The organism is Caldicellulosiruptoraceae bacterium PP1 (genome assembly GCA_041320695.1).
Lineage (GTDB): Bacteria > Bacillota > Thermoanaerobacteria > Caldicellulosiruptorales > Caldicellulosiruptoraceae > JBGGOQ01.
Genome location: JBGGOQ010000008.1, coordinates 1 through 15,051, shown reverse-complemented (window position 1 = coordinate 15,051; position 15,051 = coordinate 1). Strand labels below are relative to the sequence as shown.

The 15,051-nt window shown below is 29.0% G+C and carries 14 protein-coding genes and 1 riboswitch; of the genes, 12 read left to right on the top strand and 2 right to left on the bottom strand.

Annotated elements, in window-relative coordinates; genetic code table 11:
* The first annotated feature begins 150 nt into the window (after positions 1–150).
* Entirely contained in the window at positions 151–864 is a 714-nt protein-coding gene (locus ACAG39_09755; protein MEZ0537514.1) for a peptidase M42, read from the top strand.
* A gap of 165 nt (positions 865–1,029) precedes the next feature.
* Here the strand turns inward: ACAG39_09755 and ACAG39_09750 are convergent, their stop codons facing one another.
* The gene (locus tag ACAG39_09750) at positions 1,030–1,524 is read right to left on the bottom strand and encodes a ferritin family protein (GenBank protein ID MEZ0537513.1); all 495 of its coding nucleotides are present in this window, start codon (positions 1,522–1,524) and stop codon (positions 1,030–1,032) included.
* A 168-nt stretch (positions 1,525–1,692) separates the two neighbouring features.
* Between ACAG39_09750 and ilvE the strand changes: the two genes are divergently transcribed.
* Genes ilvE through ilvB form a run of 3 tightly spaced genes read left to right on the top strand, consistent with a single transcriptional unit; the run spans position 1,693 to position 5,933 of the window.
* A complete protein-coding gene (gene ilvE, locus ACAG39_09745; protein MEZ0537512.1) occupies positions 1,693–2,571 on the top strand; it encodes a branched-chain-amino-acid transaminase in 879 nt (292 codons plus the stop codon).
* Positions 2,572–2,586: 15 nt separating this feature from the next.
* On the top strand, positions 2,587–4,245 hold the full coding sequence (gene ilvD / locus ACAG39_09740; protein MEZ0537511.1) for a dihydroxy-acid dehydratase: 1,659 nt from the start codon (positions 2,587–2,589) through the stop codon (positions 4,243–4,245).
* A 23-nt stretch (positions 4,246–4,268) separates the two neighbouring features.
* On the top strand, positions 4,269–5,933 hold the full coding sequence (gene ilvB / locus ACAG39_09735) for a biosynthetic-type acetolactate synthase large subunit (protein ID MEZ0537510.1): 1,665 nt from the start codon (positions 4,269–4,271) through the stop codon (positions 5,931–5,933).
* A gap of 29 nt (positions 5,934–5,962) precedes the next feature.
* On the opposite strand, the gene ACAG39_09730 is transcribed toward ilvB, so the two are convergent.
* A complete protein-coding gene (locus ACAG39_09730; GenBank protein ID MEZ0537509.1) occupies positions 5,963–6,907 on the bottom strand; it encodes a glycosidase in 945 nt (314 codons plus the stop codon).
* 181 nt (positions 6,908–7,088) lie between these two features.
* Between ACAG39_09730 and ACAG39_09725 the strand changes: the two genes are divergently transcribed.
* The 8 genes from ACAG39_09725 (at position 7,089) to ACAG39_09690 (ending at position 15,041) form a co-directional block, all read left to right on the top strand.
* Entirely contained in the window at positions 7,089–7,505 is a 417-nt protein-coding gene (locus tag ACAG39_09725) for a secondary thiamine-phosphate synthase enzyme YjbQ (GenBank protein MEZ0537508.1), read from the top strand.
* A 72-nt stretch (positions 7,506–7,577) separates the two neighbouring features.
* Positions 7,578–8,621 carry a GntR family transcriptional regulator gene (locus ACAG39_09720; GenBank protein ID MEZ0537507.1) on the top strand — a complete coding sequence of 348 codons (1,044 nt, stop codon included), beginning with the start codon at positions 7,578–7,580 and terminating at the stop codon, positions 8,619–8,621.
* Positions 8,622–8,695: 74 nt separating this feature from the next.
* Positions 8,696–8,804, top strand: a riboswitch (SAM riboswitch).
* Positions 8,805–8,893: 89 nt separating this feature from the next.
* Entirely contained in the window at positions 8,894–10,090 is a 1,197-nt protein-coding gene (gene metK, locus ACAG39_09715; GenBank protein MEZ0537506.1) for a methionine adenosyltransferase, read from the top strand.
* A gap of 185 nt (positions 10,091–10,275) precedes the next feature.
* On the top strand, positions 10,276–10,566 hold the full coding sequence (locus ACAG39_09710; protein ID MEZ0537505.1) for a hypothetical protein: 291 nt from the start codon (positions 10,276–10,278) through the stop codon (positions 10,564–10,566).
* 92 nt (positions 10,567–10,658) lie between these two features.
* Complete coding sequence (locus ACAG39_09705) at positions 10,659–11,246, top strand: hypothetical protein (GenBank protein ID MEZ0537504.1); 588 nt, start codon at positions 10,659–10,661, stop codon at positions 11,244–11,246.
* Between the two features lie 23 nt (positions 11,247–11,269).
* Positions 11,270–13,690, top strand: coding sequence for a single-stranded-DNA-specific exonuclease RecJ (gene recJ, locus ACAG39_09700; protein MEZ0537503.1), 2,421 nt, complete (start codon positions 11,270–11,272; stop codon positions 13,688–13,690).
* Complete coding sequence (locus ACAG39_09695; GenBank protein ID MEZ0537502.1) at positions 13,680–14,126, top strand: NfeD family protein; 447 nt, start codon at positions 13,680–13,682, stop codon at positions 14,124–14,126. Before recJ ends, ACAG39_09695 begins: the two co-directional genes overlap by 11 nt.
* Positions 14,127–15,041, top strand: coding sequence for an SPFH domain-containing protein (locus tag ACAG39_09690; GenBank protein ID MEZ0537501.1), 915 nt, complete (start codon positions 14,127–14,129; stop codon positions 15,039–15,041).
* Positions 15,042–15,051: the final 10 nt, after the last annotated feature.

The following is a 15,051-nucleotide window of genomic DNA, read 5'->3' as shown; positions in this document are numbered from 1 at the left end:
AAGGCTTTGCATTTTGCAGAGCCTTTTTTAAAATATTTTATTAATATTTGATAAAAAATAGTATAATAAAAATATAAATATTTTATGGAGAACGATTTTTATGTCTGAGGGGTAAGGGATTATATTAAATCTCAATTAATTAAGATGTGTATGATTGAATCATTTCCAGGAAGAGAACAGGAACTCAAATATTATGTTGAGGATGAACTTAGTTCAATTAATGTTTTTTATGATGATGACAAAATTGGAAATACATTTGGAGAAAGAGGTAAAAATCCTTGCATTGTATTTAATGCTCACTATGATTCAATTGGAAAAGAAAATGTAGGTAAGAATTGGATGTTTGAGATTAATTATGACCACAAAAAAGACATAATAAAAAGCAATGGAATTAGACCTATTGGTGGTGATGATAGATGCGGAATTGCAATTATTCTAGCACTTTTGAGATTTACAGATTTTCCATTTAAATTTATTATTACAACATATTGTGAAGATGAACATCAAGGAATTAAATACTTTTTGCAAAACCAACAAAAGTTTTTTAATGGAACAAAATTATGTATAGGTCTTGATAGAAAAGGTTACGGAGATATTATTGTTAGTTATGCAGGCAAAGATATCTGTGTAAAAGAAGAGTATATTGATAAGGTTAAAAATGCTGCAAAATCTATTGGTATATACACAAAGAGAGAGAAAAGCCCTAATATTGCTGATGTAAGAATTATTTATGATAAATTAGGTATTAATTGCTTAAATCTTTCTGTTGGCTATTATAATGCTCACAGTGAATCTGAGTATATTATTTTAGATAATGTTGTAAAAACATACTATTGGGTATGTCAGATTTTAGAACAATGTTAAACTAATTAAATTATAAGGCTGTCCAAAAACATATTATTCTTTTATATTTAGTGCTTTATATAACAGATAAATACTAAATACCGACAATATGTAAAACATAAGAGGGTGCTCAATTATCTTTTGAGACACCCTCTTATAATAATTCTAATAATATGTTATTTTTTATTAAAAGATATCTAAATCTTCCCACGCTTTTTTTATTTGTTCTGTATACCTGTTTTTAAATAGATTTTCATGTTCTTCTTCCCATTTTGCAAGCTCAAGTAAAAATTCTTTTACATCTTGTTGATCAACCTTTTCAGCTGCATTCTTATAAAATGATGCAAAATCACTTTCAATTAAATATGCTAATCTTAAAATTGCAATGTCTGAAAGAGGTAATTTAGTTAATTCAGAGTTATCTGCTAGTATATGAGGATCTACCATTTTATTTTGAATATCTACAACCCACGAAATTTCTTGAGGAGGTGTTGGCACATCTAACTTATCATATTTACTTTTTAAAAATTTAAAATGTTCTTCTTCTATTTTTATTAATTCATTAAATAATGCTTTTAATGATTCATCTTCAAGCGAATTTGCATAAAAAGAATAAAAATCCTTTGCATTTTTCTCCATTTTCATTCCAAATTCTAGTATTTTAGCAATTTTTGTTTTCATTTGAATTCTCTCCTTATTAAAAAATTTATTTTATAAATTTATACCCAGAAATCTTTTGCAAAAATCATTAAAAATAAAGTTTTTTTAATAAAAAAAGTATCGACATAATTCCCCTAAATATTATAAAATTAATAATTAATTTAATAAACTTAATAGGAGGAAATTAAAATGGAAGAGAAACTAGTCTATATAGATGGAGAGTTATATAAAAAATCAGAAGCAAAAATATCTGTATTTGATCATGGTTTTCTATATGGTGATGGTGTTTTTGAAGGAATTAGGGCATATAATGGGAAGATTTTTAAATGTAAAGAACATATAGACAGATTATACGCTGCAGCAAAAGCAATTTATATGGAAATTCCAATTTCTAAAGAAGATATGACACAAGCACTAATTAAAACTTGCCGTGCTAACAATATAAAAGATGGATATATTAGGTTAGTAGTTTCTCGTGGTTCAGGCGATTTAGGACTATCGCCAACTAAATGTCCAAAACCAACAATAGTAATAATTGCCGATTCGATAGTTTTATATCCTCAAGAAATGTACGAAAAAGGAATGAAGGTTATAACTGCTTCAACAAGACGTAATAGTCCACAATGCGTAGATCCACAAATCAAATCACTCAATTATCTTAACAATATTTTGGCAAAAATAGAAGCTAATCGTGCAGGAGTTCCAGAAGCAATAATGCTTACACAAGATGGATTTGTAACAGAATGTACCGGTGATAATATATTTATAGTTAAAGACGGAGAGTTAATAACTCCACCAGTTTATCTTGGTGCATTAGATGGCATAACAAGAAAAACAGTAATTAAATTAGCTTCTGATTTAGAATATAAAGTATCTGAAAAAGTGTTTACATTATTTAATTTATATAATGCTGACGAGTGTTTCTTTACTGGTACAGCTGCAGAAGTTATTGCAGTTACTGAAGTTGATGGAAGAAAAATCGGGAATGGTGAAGTTGGTCCTATTACTAAAAAGTTAATGGAAGAATTCAAAAAAATTACTCAAATTGATGGTGTTGATATATATTAGATAGGAGATGATATTATGAGAAGTGACACTGTAAAAAAAGGATTTGCAAAAGCTCCACAAAGGTCACTATTTAAAGCAATGGGATATACTGATGAAGAACTACAAAGACCTTTAGTAGCAGTTGTAAACTCATGGAATGAGATAATTCCTGGACATGTTCACTTAGATAAAATAGCAGAGGCAGTAAAAGCGGGAATAAGACTTGCTGGTGCAACACCTATTGAATTTAATGTAATTGGTGTTTGCGATGGTATTGCTATGGGGCATATTGGAATGAAATATTCTTTAGTAACAAGAGAATTAATTGCTGATTCAGTTGAATCAATGGTTATGGCACATCAGTTTGATGGAATGGTTTTAATACCCAATTGCGATAAAATAGTTCCTGGAATGCTTATGGCACTTGCAAGAGTTAATATTCCAGCAATTGTTGTTAGTGGTGGCCCTATGCAAGCAGGAAGGGTAAAAAATAAAGTTGTTGATTTAAATAGTGTATTTGAAGGTGTAGGAGAATTTACAACCAATAAAATAACCGAAGAAGAATTATTAGAGCTTGAAAATTATGCTTGTCCAGGTTGTGGGTCATGTTCAGGAATGTTTACAGCAAATTCAATGAATTGTCTTACAGAGGTTCTTGGTTTAGGGTTACCTGGAAACGGAACTATTTTAGCTAATTCGGCTGAACGAATTAGACTTGCAAAACAAGCTGGTATGAAAATAGTAGAGCTAATTGAAAAAGATATAAAACCTTCTGATATTTTAAGCATAAAATCATTTGAAAATGCTTTAACAGTAGATATGGCTTTGGGCTGTTCTACAAATACTGTTCTACACCTTTTAGCAATTGCTCATGAACTAGGTATTAATATAGATTTAGATTTAATCAATTCAATAAGTGATAGAACCCCTAACTTATGCAAATTAGCACCGGCAGGACAACATCATATAGAAGATTTATATTATGCTGGTGGAATACAGGCCTTAATGAATGAACTTTCAAAACTTAATTTAATTAATACTGATCTTTTAACAGTAAATCTTAAAACTATTGCAGAGAATATAAATAATGTCAAAGTGAAAGATTACAATGTTATTAAACCAATTGATTGTCCATATTCTAAGACAGGTGGACTAGTTATTGTAAAAGGGAATCTTGCACCTGACGGTTCTGTTATAAAGAAGAGTGCAGTACCTCAAAGTATGTTAAAGCATAGAGGCCCAGCTAAAGTTTTTGAAAATGGTGAAGATGTTTTTGATGCAATTATTAATGGTAAAATACAAAAAGGCGATGTCATTGTGATAAGATATGAAGGTCCAAAAGGTGGCCCCGGAATGAGAGAAATGCTTTCACCAACATCAGCTCTTGCAGGGGTTGGTCTTATTGAACATGTAGCATTAATTACTGATGGGAGATTTTCTGGAGCAACACGAGGTGCGTGCTTTGGACATGTTTCTCCTGAAGCTGCTGAAAAAGGACCTATTGCCATAGTTCAAGATGGCGATATTATCTCATATGATATCGAAAATAAAACTTTAAATATTGAATTAACTCAAGATGAAATTGAAAGAAGATTAAAAGAGTTACCGGAATTTGAACCAAAAATAAAAACAGGATATTTAAGAAGATATTCAAAACTAGTTAAATCTGCTTCAACTGGTGCTATTTTAGATTAATAAGTGAGAATGGAGGGTTTTTATTGAAGTTAACAGGTTCTGAAATAATAATAGAATGTTTAAAAGAACAAGGTGTGAAAGAAATTTTTGGTTATCCAGGAGGAGCAGCATTAAATATATATGATTCATTATATAAACATCAAGATGAAATAATACATTATTTAACGTCACATGAACAACATGCTTCTCATGCAGCAGATGGATATGCAAGAGCTTCAGGAAAAGTTGGTGTTGTTTTTACAACTTCGGGTCCAGGAGCAACTAATATTGTTACTGGGTTAGCTACGGCTTATATGGATTCCGTACCTGTTGTTGCAATAACTGGTCAGGTTGCAACATCACTTCTTGGAAAAGATTCATTCCAAGAAGTTGATATAACTGGTATAACAATGCCAATTACAAAACATAATTTTATTGTTAAAGATGTAAATAATTTAGCAAATACAATAAGAAAAGCTTTTGATATAGCACGTTCAGGACGTCCTGGTCCTGTTTTGGTAGATGTTTGTAAAGATGTAACATCTGCATTAGTCGATTATGATAAAATTGAAATTGATACAAATAAAAAGCAAGAGATAATAATTAGTTCTAAAGAAGATATTGAAGAAGCAATAGAAATTATAAATGAATCTCAAAGGCCATTTATTTGTGCAGGAGGGGGAGTAATCTCTTCTGAAGCTTCTGAAGAACTATTGAAATTTGTTGAAACTATAAATGCACCTATTGCAACTACTTTGATGGGGTTAGGAGGGATGCCGTCGCTGCATCCTAATTATACAGGTTTAGTTGGCATGCATGGTTCAAGGACATCGAACTATGCTGTTTTGAATTGTGATTTACTTATTGCAGTAGGAGCAAGATTCTCTGATAGAGTAATAAGTAGAGTTGATAAATTTGCTCCTAAAGCAAAAATTATCCATATTGATATAGATCCTGCAGAAATAGATAAAAATGTTGGTTCTGATATTGCTTTGGTTGGTGATGTAAAAAATATTCTAAAAATTTTAAATGAAAGTTTAAATAAAAAAACAAACAGTGAATGGATTAATAAAATAAGAGAATGGAAAAAAGAGTATCCATTATCCTACCCCAATGATGGTAAACTTCATCCACAATATATAATTGAAAGAATTTCTGCACTTACTAATAACGATGCTATTATAACAACAGAAGTTGGACAAAATCAAATATGGGCTGCACAATTTTATAAATACCAAAGGCCTAGACAATTCATATCATCAGGTGGGCTTGGCACAATGGGTTATGGTTTTGGAGCAGCTATTGGTGCTAAAATAGCAAAAAAAGATAAAATAGTAATTGATGTTGCAGGAGACGGTTCATTTAGAATGAATAGTGGTGAGCTTTCAACAGCAGTTCATTATAATATTCCAGTTATAATTGCACTTATGAATAATGGTGTTTTAGGGATGGTAAGACAATGGCAAGATTTATTTTATGAAAAGAGATTCTCTCAAACCACATTGAATAGACCACCAGATTTTGTAAAACTTGCTGAAGCCTATGGTGCTTTAGGAATAAGAGTTAAAACACCAGAAGAGGTAGACACTGCAATAATAAAGGCAATTGAATCAGGACGACCAACCATTATTGACTTTGTTTTAGATATGGATGAAAAAGCCTTTCCAATTGTTCCACCCGGAGCTCCTATTGACGAAATAATAGACTAAGAGAAGCTGTCCTTTAAAGGACAGCTTTTTTACTTTGAATCACCTTTTATTAAAATTGAAAGGATTTTATTAATTTCTGCAAATGCTAATGCAATACATGAATCAGCAGCACCATAATAAAGATAAATAGTATTTCCATCTTCAACAGTCCCACAAGTGAATACTACATTATTAACATCGCCAATTCGTTCATAAACCTCTTGTGGAGACAATAGCCATTCTGGGCATCTTTTTCTGACCTTTGAAGGGTTTTCTATATCCAACAATGCAGCACCTAGTCTATAAATAGGACCACTTGCCATCATTTTAACCCCATGATATATTACAAGCCATCCCTCATTTGTTTTAATAGGAACTGATCCAGCACCTACTTTAAAACCATCCCACCATGGGCCACCTTTTTCAACAAGAACTACTTCATGTCCTCCCCATTTTATTAAGTCATCAGAATATGCTATCCATATATGTTCTATATCACCAGCTACTGGTCTATGAAGTAATACGTACTTTCCATTAACCTTCTCTGGGAATAAAACAGCGTCTTTGTTATTGGGTGGAAAAATTATACCTAATTTCTCAGCCTTCTTAAAATTTTTTGTTCTTGCAAGAGCAACCGAAGGTCCATACCTTGAATATGCAGTATAAGTTATATAATAATACCCATCTTCAGATATATAGGTAACTCTTGGATCTTCACAGCCAAATTCTTCATAGACATTTATTGAAGGTTGTGGATAAATAAATGGGGTTTTATCAATCTTCCAATTTGTTTTGCCATCACTACTTCTTGCAACAGTAAGATGCGATTTTCCTTGTCTATCTTCAACACGTAAAAGCAAAAGAACTTCATTATTAAATCTTGTAGCACCAGCATTAAAAACAGCATTTGCAGAATACGGAATATCAAATACAGTGATAATTGGATTCCCGGAGTATCTAACAAAAATATCTTTTTTATTAAAAACTCTTCTCATTAAAATCACCTCAAAAAAGCCTTCTACAATTCAATATGCCACATTTAATGTATTTTGATTAAAATTTTTATAATTGTGTTTGGTTTTATTATATTAAAATTTATAATTTTTTAATTTGCTTTGTAATTTGTTAAAATGTAATATAATTAATTATTATCAAATTTAGAGGAGGGAATTTAAATTGAAAAGTTATAGAAAAGAACTATTTTTTAATATTCCTACTAGGAGAGCTTTTGTAAATATAACTGAAACTTTAGAAAAATGTGTTGAAGAAAGTGGGATAAAAGAAGGATTATTGTTATGTAATGCAATGCATATTACTGCGAGTATATTTATAAATGATGATGAAAATGGTCTTCATAAAGATTTTGAAATATGGCTCGAAAAGTTAGCACCAGAAAAGCCTTATAGTCAATATTTTCATAATGGATTTGAGGATAACGCTGATGCACATTTAAAAAGAACAATAATGGGGAGGGAGGTTGTTATTGCCATAACAAACGGTAAATTGGATTTAGGTACCTGGGAACAGGTGTTTTATGGTGAGTTTGATGGAAAAAGAAAAAAAAGAGTATTAGTAAAAATTATTGGTGAATAACTAACAATCATTGATAAATGTATGCATTTAATGCTATAATTATTTAAAATACTTGTATGCACAGGTAATAAAATGGATACAAAATATAAAATTATAATTGATTTTATTAAGGAAAGCATTCAATCTGGTAAATTCAAAGAAGGACAGCCAATTTATTCTGAAAATATGTTAGCAAAAAAGTTTAATGCGTCTCGTCATACAGTAAGACGTGCTATTATGGAGCTTACATTTGAAGGAGTCTTGGTTTCAATTAAAGGAAAAGGTACATTTGTTGCAAATGGCTATAATGATACCGCACGTTATATTGCAGTGCTTACCACCTATATTTCCGATTATATTTTTCCTTCGATAATTAGAGGAATTGAAAAAATAATGACAAAAGAAGGTTTTGGTCTTATTTTATTATCAACTGATAATAATTACGAAATTGAAAAGTACCATTTGAATAATATATTGCAAAACGATAAAATAATTGGAGTTATAATAGAACCTACAAAAAGTGCATTTAAATCACCAAATAGCATGATTTATAATGCCTTAGATCAAAAAGGTATTCCTACAATATTTATTAATACTATTTTAGAAAGTATATCAAAAAACTATATTATTACCAATGATACTGTAGCAGTATTTAAATTGGTTGATAAACTATGTAAATTGCATAGCAATTTGTTAGGAATTTTTAAGAAAGATGATTTACAAGGCTTAAAGAGATATGAAGGATTTAAGAATGCCTGTGAAAAAAATAATGTTGCTTATGATATTTTGTGGTTTGAAACTGATGAATATTCAACTATACAGTTTGAAGCATTGAAAAAAGTTAATAAAGAAAAGTTTGATTGTATAGTTTGTTATAATGATAAAATAGCTCTTTCCATGTGCATTACTTTGAAAGAAAAAGGATACAAAATTCCACAAGATATTTCAGTTGCTGGTTTTGATAATTCTTTTTTATCAACCTTATCTGAAATAAAGTTAACTTCTATTAATCATCCAAAAGAAAAATTAGGTGAATTAGCTGCTAAAATGATAATAAATATGATAAGAGGAAAGATTAATGAAGTAAAACAAGAGATCGATTGCGAAATTATTTTTAGAAATTCAACAAAAATTTAAATATTTTTTTTAAATTATTGACAATAGAAAATTATTCTGCTAATATATATTAGGCTTTAAAAGTAAATATCTTCTCCTTATCAAGAGAGGTGGAGGGAAAAGGCCCTATGAAGCCCGGCAACCAGCAATTTTGCAATGGTGCCAACTCCTTCAGAATGCAATATGTATTCTGAGAGATGAGGAAAAACATAAAAAGTTTTGCCTCTTCTAATCAGAAGAGGCATTAATTATATTATTTTATTTTGGTAATAATATTTTTAGGAGGTTAAAAAATGAGAAAACTATTTACTTCTGAATCTGTTACTGAAGGTCATCCAGATAAAATATGTGACCAAATATCTGATTCAGTACTTGATGCAATATTAGAAAAGGACCCTAATGCTAGAGTTGCTTGTGAGGTTTCAGTTACAACTGGCCTAGTTCTTGTTATGGGTGAAATTACTACTTCATGTTATGTTGATATACCAAAGATTGCAAGAGACACAATTAGAGAAATAGGTTACACAAGAGCTAAATTTGGTTTTGATGCTGATACTTGTGCTGTTCTAACAGCGATTGATGAACAATCACCTGATATTGCAATGGGTGTTGATAAAGCATTAGAAGCAAAAACAGGTGAAATGACTGACGAAGAGATAGAAGCAATTGGTGCTGGAGATCAAGGTATGATGTTTGGCTTTGCATGTGATGAAACGCCTGAACTTATGCCAATGCCAATTTCACTTGCTCATAAATTATCAAGAAGATTATCAGAGGTTAGAAAGAATGGTACTTTACCATATTTAAGACCAGATGGAAAAACACAAGTGACTATTGAGTATGAAGATGATAAACCAATTAGAGTTGATACAATTGTTGTTTCTACACAACATAGTCCAGAAGTTTCACATGCTACTATAGAAGCTGATATTTTAAAACATGTTATAAAACCAATAGTTCCAGAATCAATGATTGACCAAAATACAAGAATATATGTTAATCCTACAGGTAGATTTGTAATTGGTGGACCTCAAGGAGATTCTGGACTAACAGGAAGGAAGATAATAGTTGACACATACGGTGGTTATGCGAGACATGGTGGTGGAGCTTTTTCAGGAAAAGATCCTACAAAGGTTGATAGATCAGCTTCTTATGCTGCAAGGTATGTTGCAAAGAATATAGTTGCAGCAGGATTAGCTAAGAAATGTGAAGTTCAAATTGCTTATGCAATTGGTGTTGCAAAACCATTATCAGTAAGAATTGATACCTTTGGGACAGGGAAAATTGATGATGAAAAATTAGCTCAAATTGCTACAAAAGTATTTGATTTAAGACCTGCTGCAATAATTCGTGATTTAAATTTAAGAAGACCAATTTATAAAAATGTTGCTGCTTATGGGCACTTTGGAAGAACCGACTTAGATTTACCATGGGAGAAAACAGACAGAATTGAAAAATTATTAGAAGAAGCAAAAAAATTAGGTCTATAAATAAGAGTTCTAAAAAATTGTTTAGGTTAATAAATTTTATTGAGAGCAAAATTTATTGATAATTTTGAATGAAGAAAAAGGTTAAGAATAGTAACTTTTGGAATTTTTTTTGGATATATGTTAAAAGTCTATTTATGTCATGTTTATTAATATTGGTTATATCAATTTTTGTGATATTTTTTTCTATGAATGAACGTATTGCAAAAATCCTTAGCTTTTTATCAATGCTATTAGGCTGTGCCTATTTAGGATTTGAGACAGCTGAGTTTTCTGAACAGTACAATAAAAGAAATGCTTTTATTTCATCATTATTATTAGCATTAACCTTTATTATTATAGGTTTTATTATAAAGAGGAGCTTTGAATTTACTAAGTATTACTGGTATTTAGTAATTATAGGGCCTATATTAGGATTAATATTAGCTTCAATGAGTTTAAGTAAGAAAAAAACACAAAATAAAAAGAAAAGAATTTAAGAGGTTATCATAATAAGATAGCCTCTTTTTTTGTATTTAACAAATTATATAATATAATTAATATATCAAATTGTTATTAGGAGATGATTTTTATGAAAAAGAAAATTGCTTATATAGTAAGTGTAATTTTTACAGTTCCTTTTGTAGCATTTTTCGTTTTTACAATTATGTGGGTTGATAACCCAAATAAAAATTATAATAATAACTTTTATTACTATATAAACTCGTTATTATTTTTTTCATTAATACCTTATGTTACATATATATTGACACGTTTTACTAAAAAGTATAAACAAAAAGGAAGAGAATTTGAAAGAAAATTGGCATTTATATTTAGTTTTTTGGGATATTTTTTAGGTATTTTAAGTTTACTATTTTTATCAAAACCAACTAAGTCAATGATAACATTATATTTATCATATTTTATATCTGCTATAATATTAACTATTACTAATAAAGTATTTCATTTTAAAGCAAGTGGACATTCATGTGGAATAACTGGACCTATAATTGCTTTAAATTTTTATTCAGGTATAAAAACAGTATGGATGTTGATATTTATTCCAATTGTTATTTGGTCAAGAATAGAAATTAAAAGACATGATTTAAAGCAATCAATTGTTGGAGCATTAACTTCTTTTTTTGTAACAATAACTTTAATATTATCATTATATTATTAAATTCAGGAGGATAATGACATTAAATGATATTTCAGAGAAAACGCTGGATTGTGAAAGAATATAAGAGTATTGAAATCAATCCAATAGAAATTAACTATATTAAAATAAAGCCACAAATAATAAAAATATTGCAAAATAGAGGATATAATAGCAAAGAGGCAATTGAAAAATTTTTATTTCCTTCGTTAAATGATTTTCATGATCCTTTTAAGCTACCAGATATGGACAAAGCAGTTTCTTTAATAAAAAAAGCTTACGAAAAAAAACAAAAAGTATTAATTTATGGAGACTATGATTGTGATGGAATAGCAAGTACTTATTTATTATTTGATAATTTAAAAAATTATATTTCTAATTTGAGCTATTATATTCCGAATAGATTTAATGATGGATATGGGCTTAATATTGACGTACTAAAAAAGTTTATTGATCAATTTGATTTATTAATAACAGTGGATTGTGGTATTTCTGCAATTGATGAAGTTGTGTTTTTAAAAAATAGTGGGAAAACTGTAATTATAACAGACCATCATGAACCTAAAGATTCTTTACCAAATGCTGATGCAATAGTTAATCCTAAAAGAAAGGATTCTGAATATAATTTTAGAGAATTAGCAGGTGTTGGTGTTACATTTAAACTTCTTCAAGCATTGGCCATGAAGGGTTTTAGTTTTGATGTTAATAATTACCTAGATATTGTTGCTATCGGAACAATTGTTGATATTATGCCATTAATTGACGAGAACAGAATAATTACTAAGTTTGGATTGGAAAAACTAAGAAATACAAGCAATATAGGATTGAAAAAATTAATAGAAGTAGCTGGGATATCTAACAAAAGTGAATTAAAAACAAACGATGTTTCTTTTATATTAGGCCCAAGACTAAATGCAGCAGGTAGGATTTCGGATGCATCATTAGCACTAAGACTTTTGTTAAGCAATAATGAAGAAGAAGCACTTAAACTTGCAAAGATTATTGACGAGGAAAACAGGAAAAGACAATTAATAGAAGAAAACACCATAAAAGATGCATTTAAAAAGATTTCATTAAATAAAAATAATCTTAGGAAAAAGGTTTTTGTAATTGGAGATAAAGATTGGCACCAAGGTGTTGTTGGGATAGCATCTTCGAAAATTACTGAAAAATACTATAGACCGACAATACTTTATACATATGAAGATTTTGATATTGCAAAAGCTTCAGCAAGAAGTATAAAAGGGTTTAACTTGTATGATGCATTAACAAAATGTAGAGATGCTTTAATTAAGTATGGTGGCCATGAACATGCAGCAGGTTTATCATTAAAAATAGATAATATTGAACAATTAGAAAAAATGCTTAATGAAATTGCGAATGATTGTAATTTTATGATATTTAAGCCATATATTGAAGTTGATATAAAATTGCAGCAAAATGAAATAGATGATGAATTAGTTGATCAACTATCTTTACTTGAACCTTATGGAATAGGTAATAATGAACCAATTTTTATGCTTCAAAACCTTAAGGTAAGTTCAGTTAAATTTTTTGGTGATCAAAATCAATATTATAAGATAATGTTTAATAACAATTCAAACCTTGAAGCAATTTCATTTTCAATAAATTACGAAATGGATGAACTCAATGAAATAAAAAAAATAGATGTTATTGGGAAACTAAATAAAAATGTATTTAATGGTATTAGGAAAAATCAGATATATATTATAGACTTATATGAGAATTTAATAAGTGGTATTTATAAGGATTTATTTTATAACTTTAAAATATTATCTCAAATTGATGTTTCAAATAAAACTATATATAAAGAAGATGTAATATTTGAAAATAATCTTGATAAACACATTTTGTTTGGTTGTTTTTATCCAGATACAATGAAAAAAATTATTAATTTTTTAAAAGGTGATAAATTTAATGAAGAGATTTTCAATTTTTTCAATCAGAATAAAAGAGTGTTGATTCATCAAAGTTCATTAAGTGATGCTTATTATAATGATGTATTAGTAACAAGATTTGATAAGATTGCATCTATAGAAAAAGATTTTGACATAGCTGTTGCATTAGATGTTCCTTCATATATAATAATGAAAAATATTTTAAAGCAACCAGTTTATTTGTATAAAATGAGTAGCCATTTTGATAAAATTGATCTTGAAATAAACATTGAATTTATAGAAGTTTACAAACAATTAAGAAATATTGGGTTTATATCTTATGATTTTTTGGGTATAAATGAAATGGAGCCATTAAAGAAGATATTAAAATTATTAGCAATTATTAGTATATTTGAAGAACTAAATTTAATAAAAATCTCTTGGGGATTAGAAGGAATTACTGCTATTGGATTTTCAAAAACAAAAGAAAAAATTGATTTAAAAAAATCTAATCTTTTTATATCTATTCAGAAAATTAAAGAAATGGAAGGTGGGTCTTATGAGTGTTAATGCAACAGATTTTTTATGGTTATTAGTGGCACTTGGATTTTTAGCTGTAGATGCTTTTGCCGGCTTTGTCCTCTTTCCAATATATATTTCTGCAGCAATTGTATTTATAGTTAATTTATTTATTGATAATTTAATAATAGAACTTTTGCTATTTATCATTTTAACAACTGTATTATTTTTGGTTTTTAGACCAAAAATCAAAAAGTTCATGAAAGATATGCCCAAAATTGAAAATAAGAGTTTTGTATCAATTGGAGAGCAATTTAAAGTGGAAGAAGTGGACACAAGCGGATTTTCTGGTAAAATAAAAAAAGATGGTATTTTTTATAATATATACAGCCATCAAAAACTTAATCCTAATGATTGGGTTAAGGCTATAAAAATAGATGGATTAAAAGTATTTGTTGAAAAAATTAATAAGGAAGGGGAGAATTAAATGTCAGGTGCATTTGGTTGGGTTGTTTTTATTGTTATTATCTTTTTGATATTCTTCTTATCAAGTATTAAGGTTGTAAGAACTAAACACTGCTATGTTATTGAACGAATTGGCCAGTTTCATAGGGTTTTAGAGCCAGGTATACACATCATAATACCTTTTATTGATAATGTAAGATCAAAGGTTAATATGCAAGAAAGAATTTTAGATGTTCCACCCCAAGATGTTATAACAAAAGATAATGTTAGAATTAAAGTTGATTCCATTGTTTTTTTTGAAGTTTTTGATGCAAAGATGTGTACTTATAATATTCAAAATTATCAAGCTGCAATAATGTATTCTGTGTTAACAAATTTAAGAGATGTTATAGGCAATATGTCACTAGATGAGGTCTTTTCTTCAAGAGAAACAATAAATTCAAAGTTAACATCAGTATTGGATAATATTACAGATAATTATGGTGTAAAAGTAAAAAGGGTTGAGATAAAAGATATTATTCCACCAGCTGAGATAACACAAGCTATGGAAAAACAGATGAAAGCAGAAAGAGATAAAAGAGCTGTTATTTTAGAAGCTGAAGGTATCAGAGAAAGTGAAATTGCAAAAGCTGAAGGATATAAACAAGCAATGATAAAGCGAGCTGAAGGTGAGAAGCAACAAGAAATATTAAAAGCAGAAGGGCAAGCAAAAGCAATAGAAATGGTTGCTCAAGCACAAGCTAATGCAATAGCTTATGTAAATGCTGCAATTAAAAATAGCGGAACTGATTCTGTTATATTAGCTATGAGGCAAATAGAAGCATCTATTGAAATTGCAAAGAATCCTGCTAATAAGGTTTATATCCCTACAGATGCTTTTAAAAATTTAGGAACTTTAATTGGAGCGTCAGAGTTAATAAAATCAAATGAAAAATAAAACAAATAAT

Excerpts from the sequence above, each read along its gene's own strand:
- ACAG39_09755 (MEZ0537514.1), top strand. The coding sequence starts at position 151 with ATGATTGAATCATTTCCAGGAAGAGAACAGGAACTCAAATATTATGTT.
- ACAG39_09750 (MEZ0537513.1), bottom strand. The coding sequence starts at position 1,524 with ATGAAAACAAAAATTGCTAAAATACTAGAATTTGGAATGAAAATGGAG.
- ilvE (MEZ0537512.1), top strand. The coding sequence starts at position 1,693 with ATGGAAGAGAAACTAGTCTATATAGATGGAGAGTTATATAAAAAATCA.
- ilvD (MEZ0537511.1), top strand. The coding sequence starts at position 2,587 with ATGAGAAGTGACACTGTAAAAAAAGGATTTGCAAAAGCTCCACAAAGG.
- ACAG39_09730 (MEZ0537509.1), bottom strand. The coding sequence starts at position 6,907 with ATGAGAAGAGTTTTTAATAAAAAAGATATTTTTGTTAGATACTCCGGG.
- ACAG39_09720 (MEZ0537507.1), top strand. The coding sequence starts at position 7,578 with ATGGATACAAAATATAAAATTATAATTGATTTTATTAAGGAAAGCATT.
- metK (MEZ0537506.1), top strand. The coding sequence starts at position 8,894 with ATGAGAAAACTATTTACTTCTGAATCTGTTACTGAAGGTCATCCAGAT.
- ACAG39_09710 (MEZ0537505.1), top strand. The coding sequence starts at position 10,276 with ATGAATGAACGTATTGCAAAAATCCTTAGCTTTTTATCAATGCTATTA.
- ACAG39_09705 (MEZ0537504.1), top strand. The coding sequence starts at position 10,659 with ATGAAAAAGAAAATTGCTTATATAGTAAGTGTAATTTTTACAGTTCCT.
- recJ (MEZ0537503.1), top strand. The coding sequence starts at position 11,270 with ATGATATTTCAGAGAAAACGCTGGATTGTGAAAGAATATAAGAGTATT.
- ACAG39_09695 (MEZ0537502.1), top strand. The coding sequence starts at position 13,680 with ATGAGTGTTAATGCAACAGATTTTTTATGGTTATTAGTGGCACTTGGA.
- ACAG39_09690 (MEZ0537501.1), top strand. The coding sequence starts at position 14,127 with ATGTCAGGTGCATTTGGTTGGGTTGTTTTTATTGTTATTATCTTTTTG.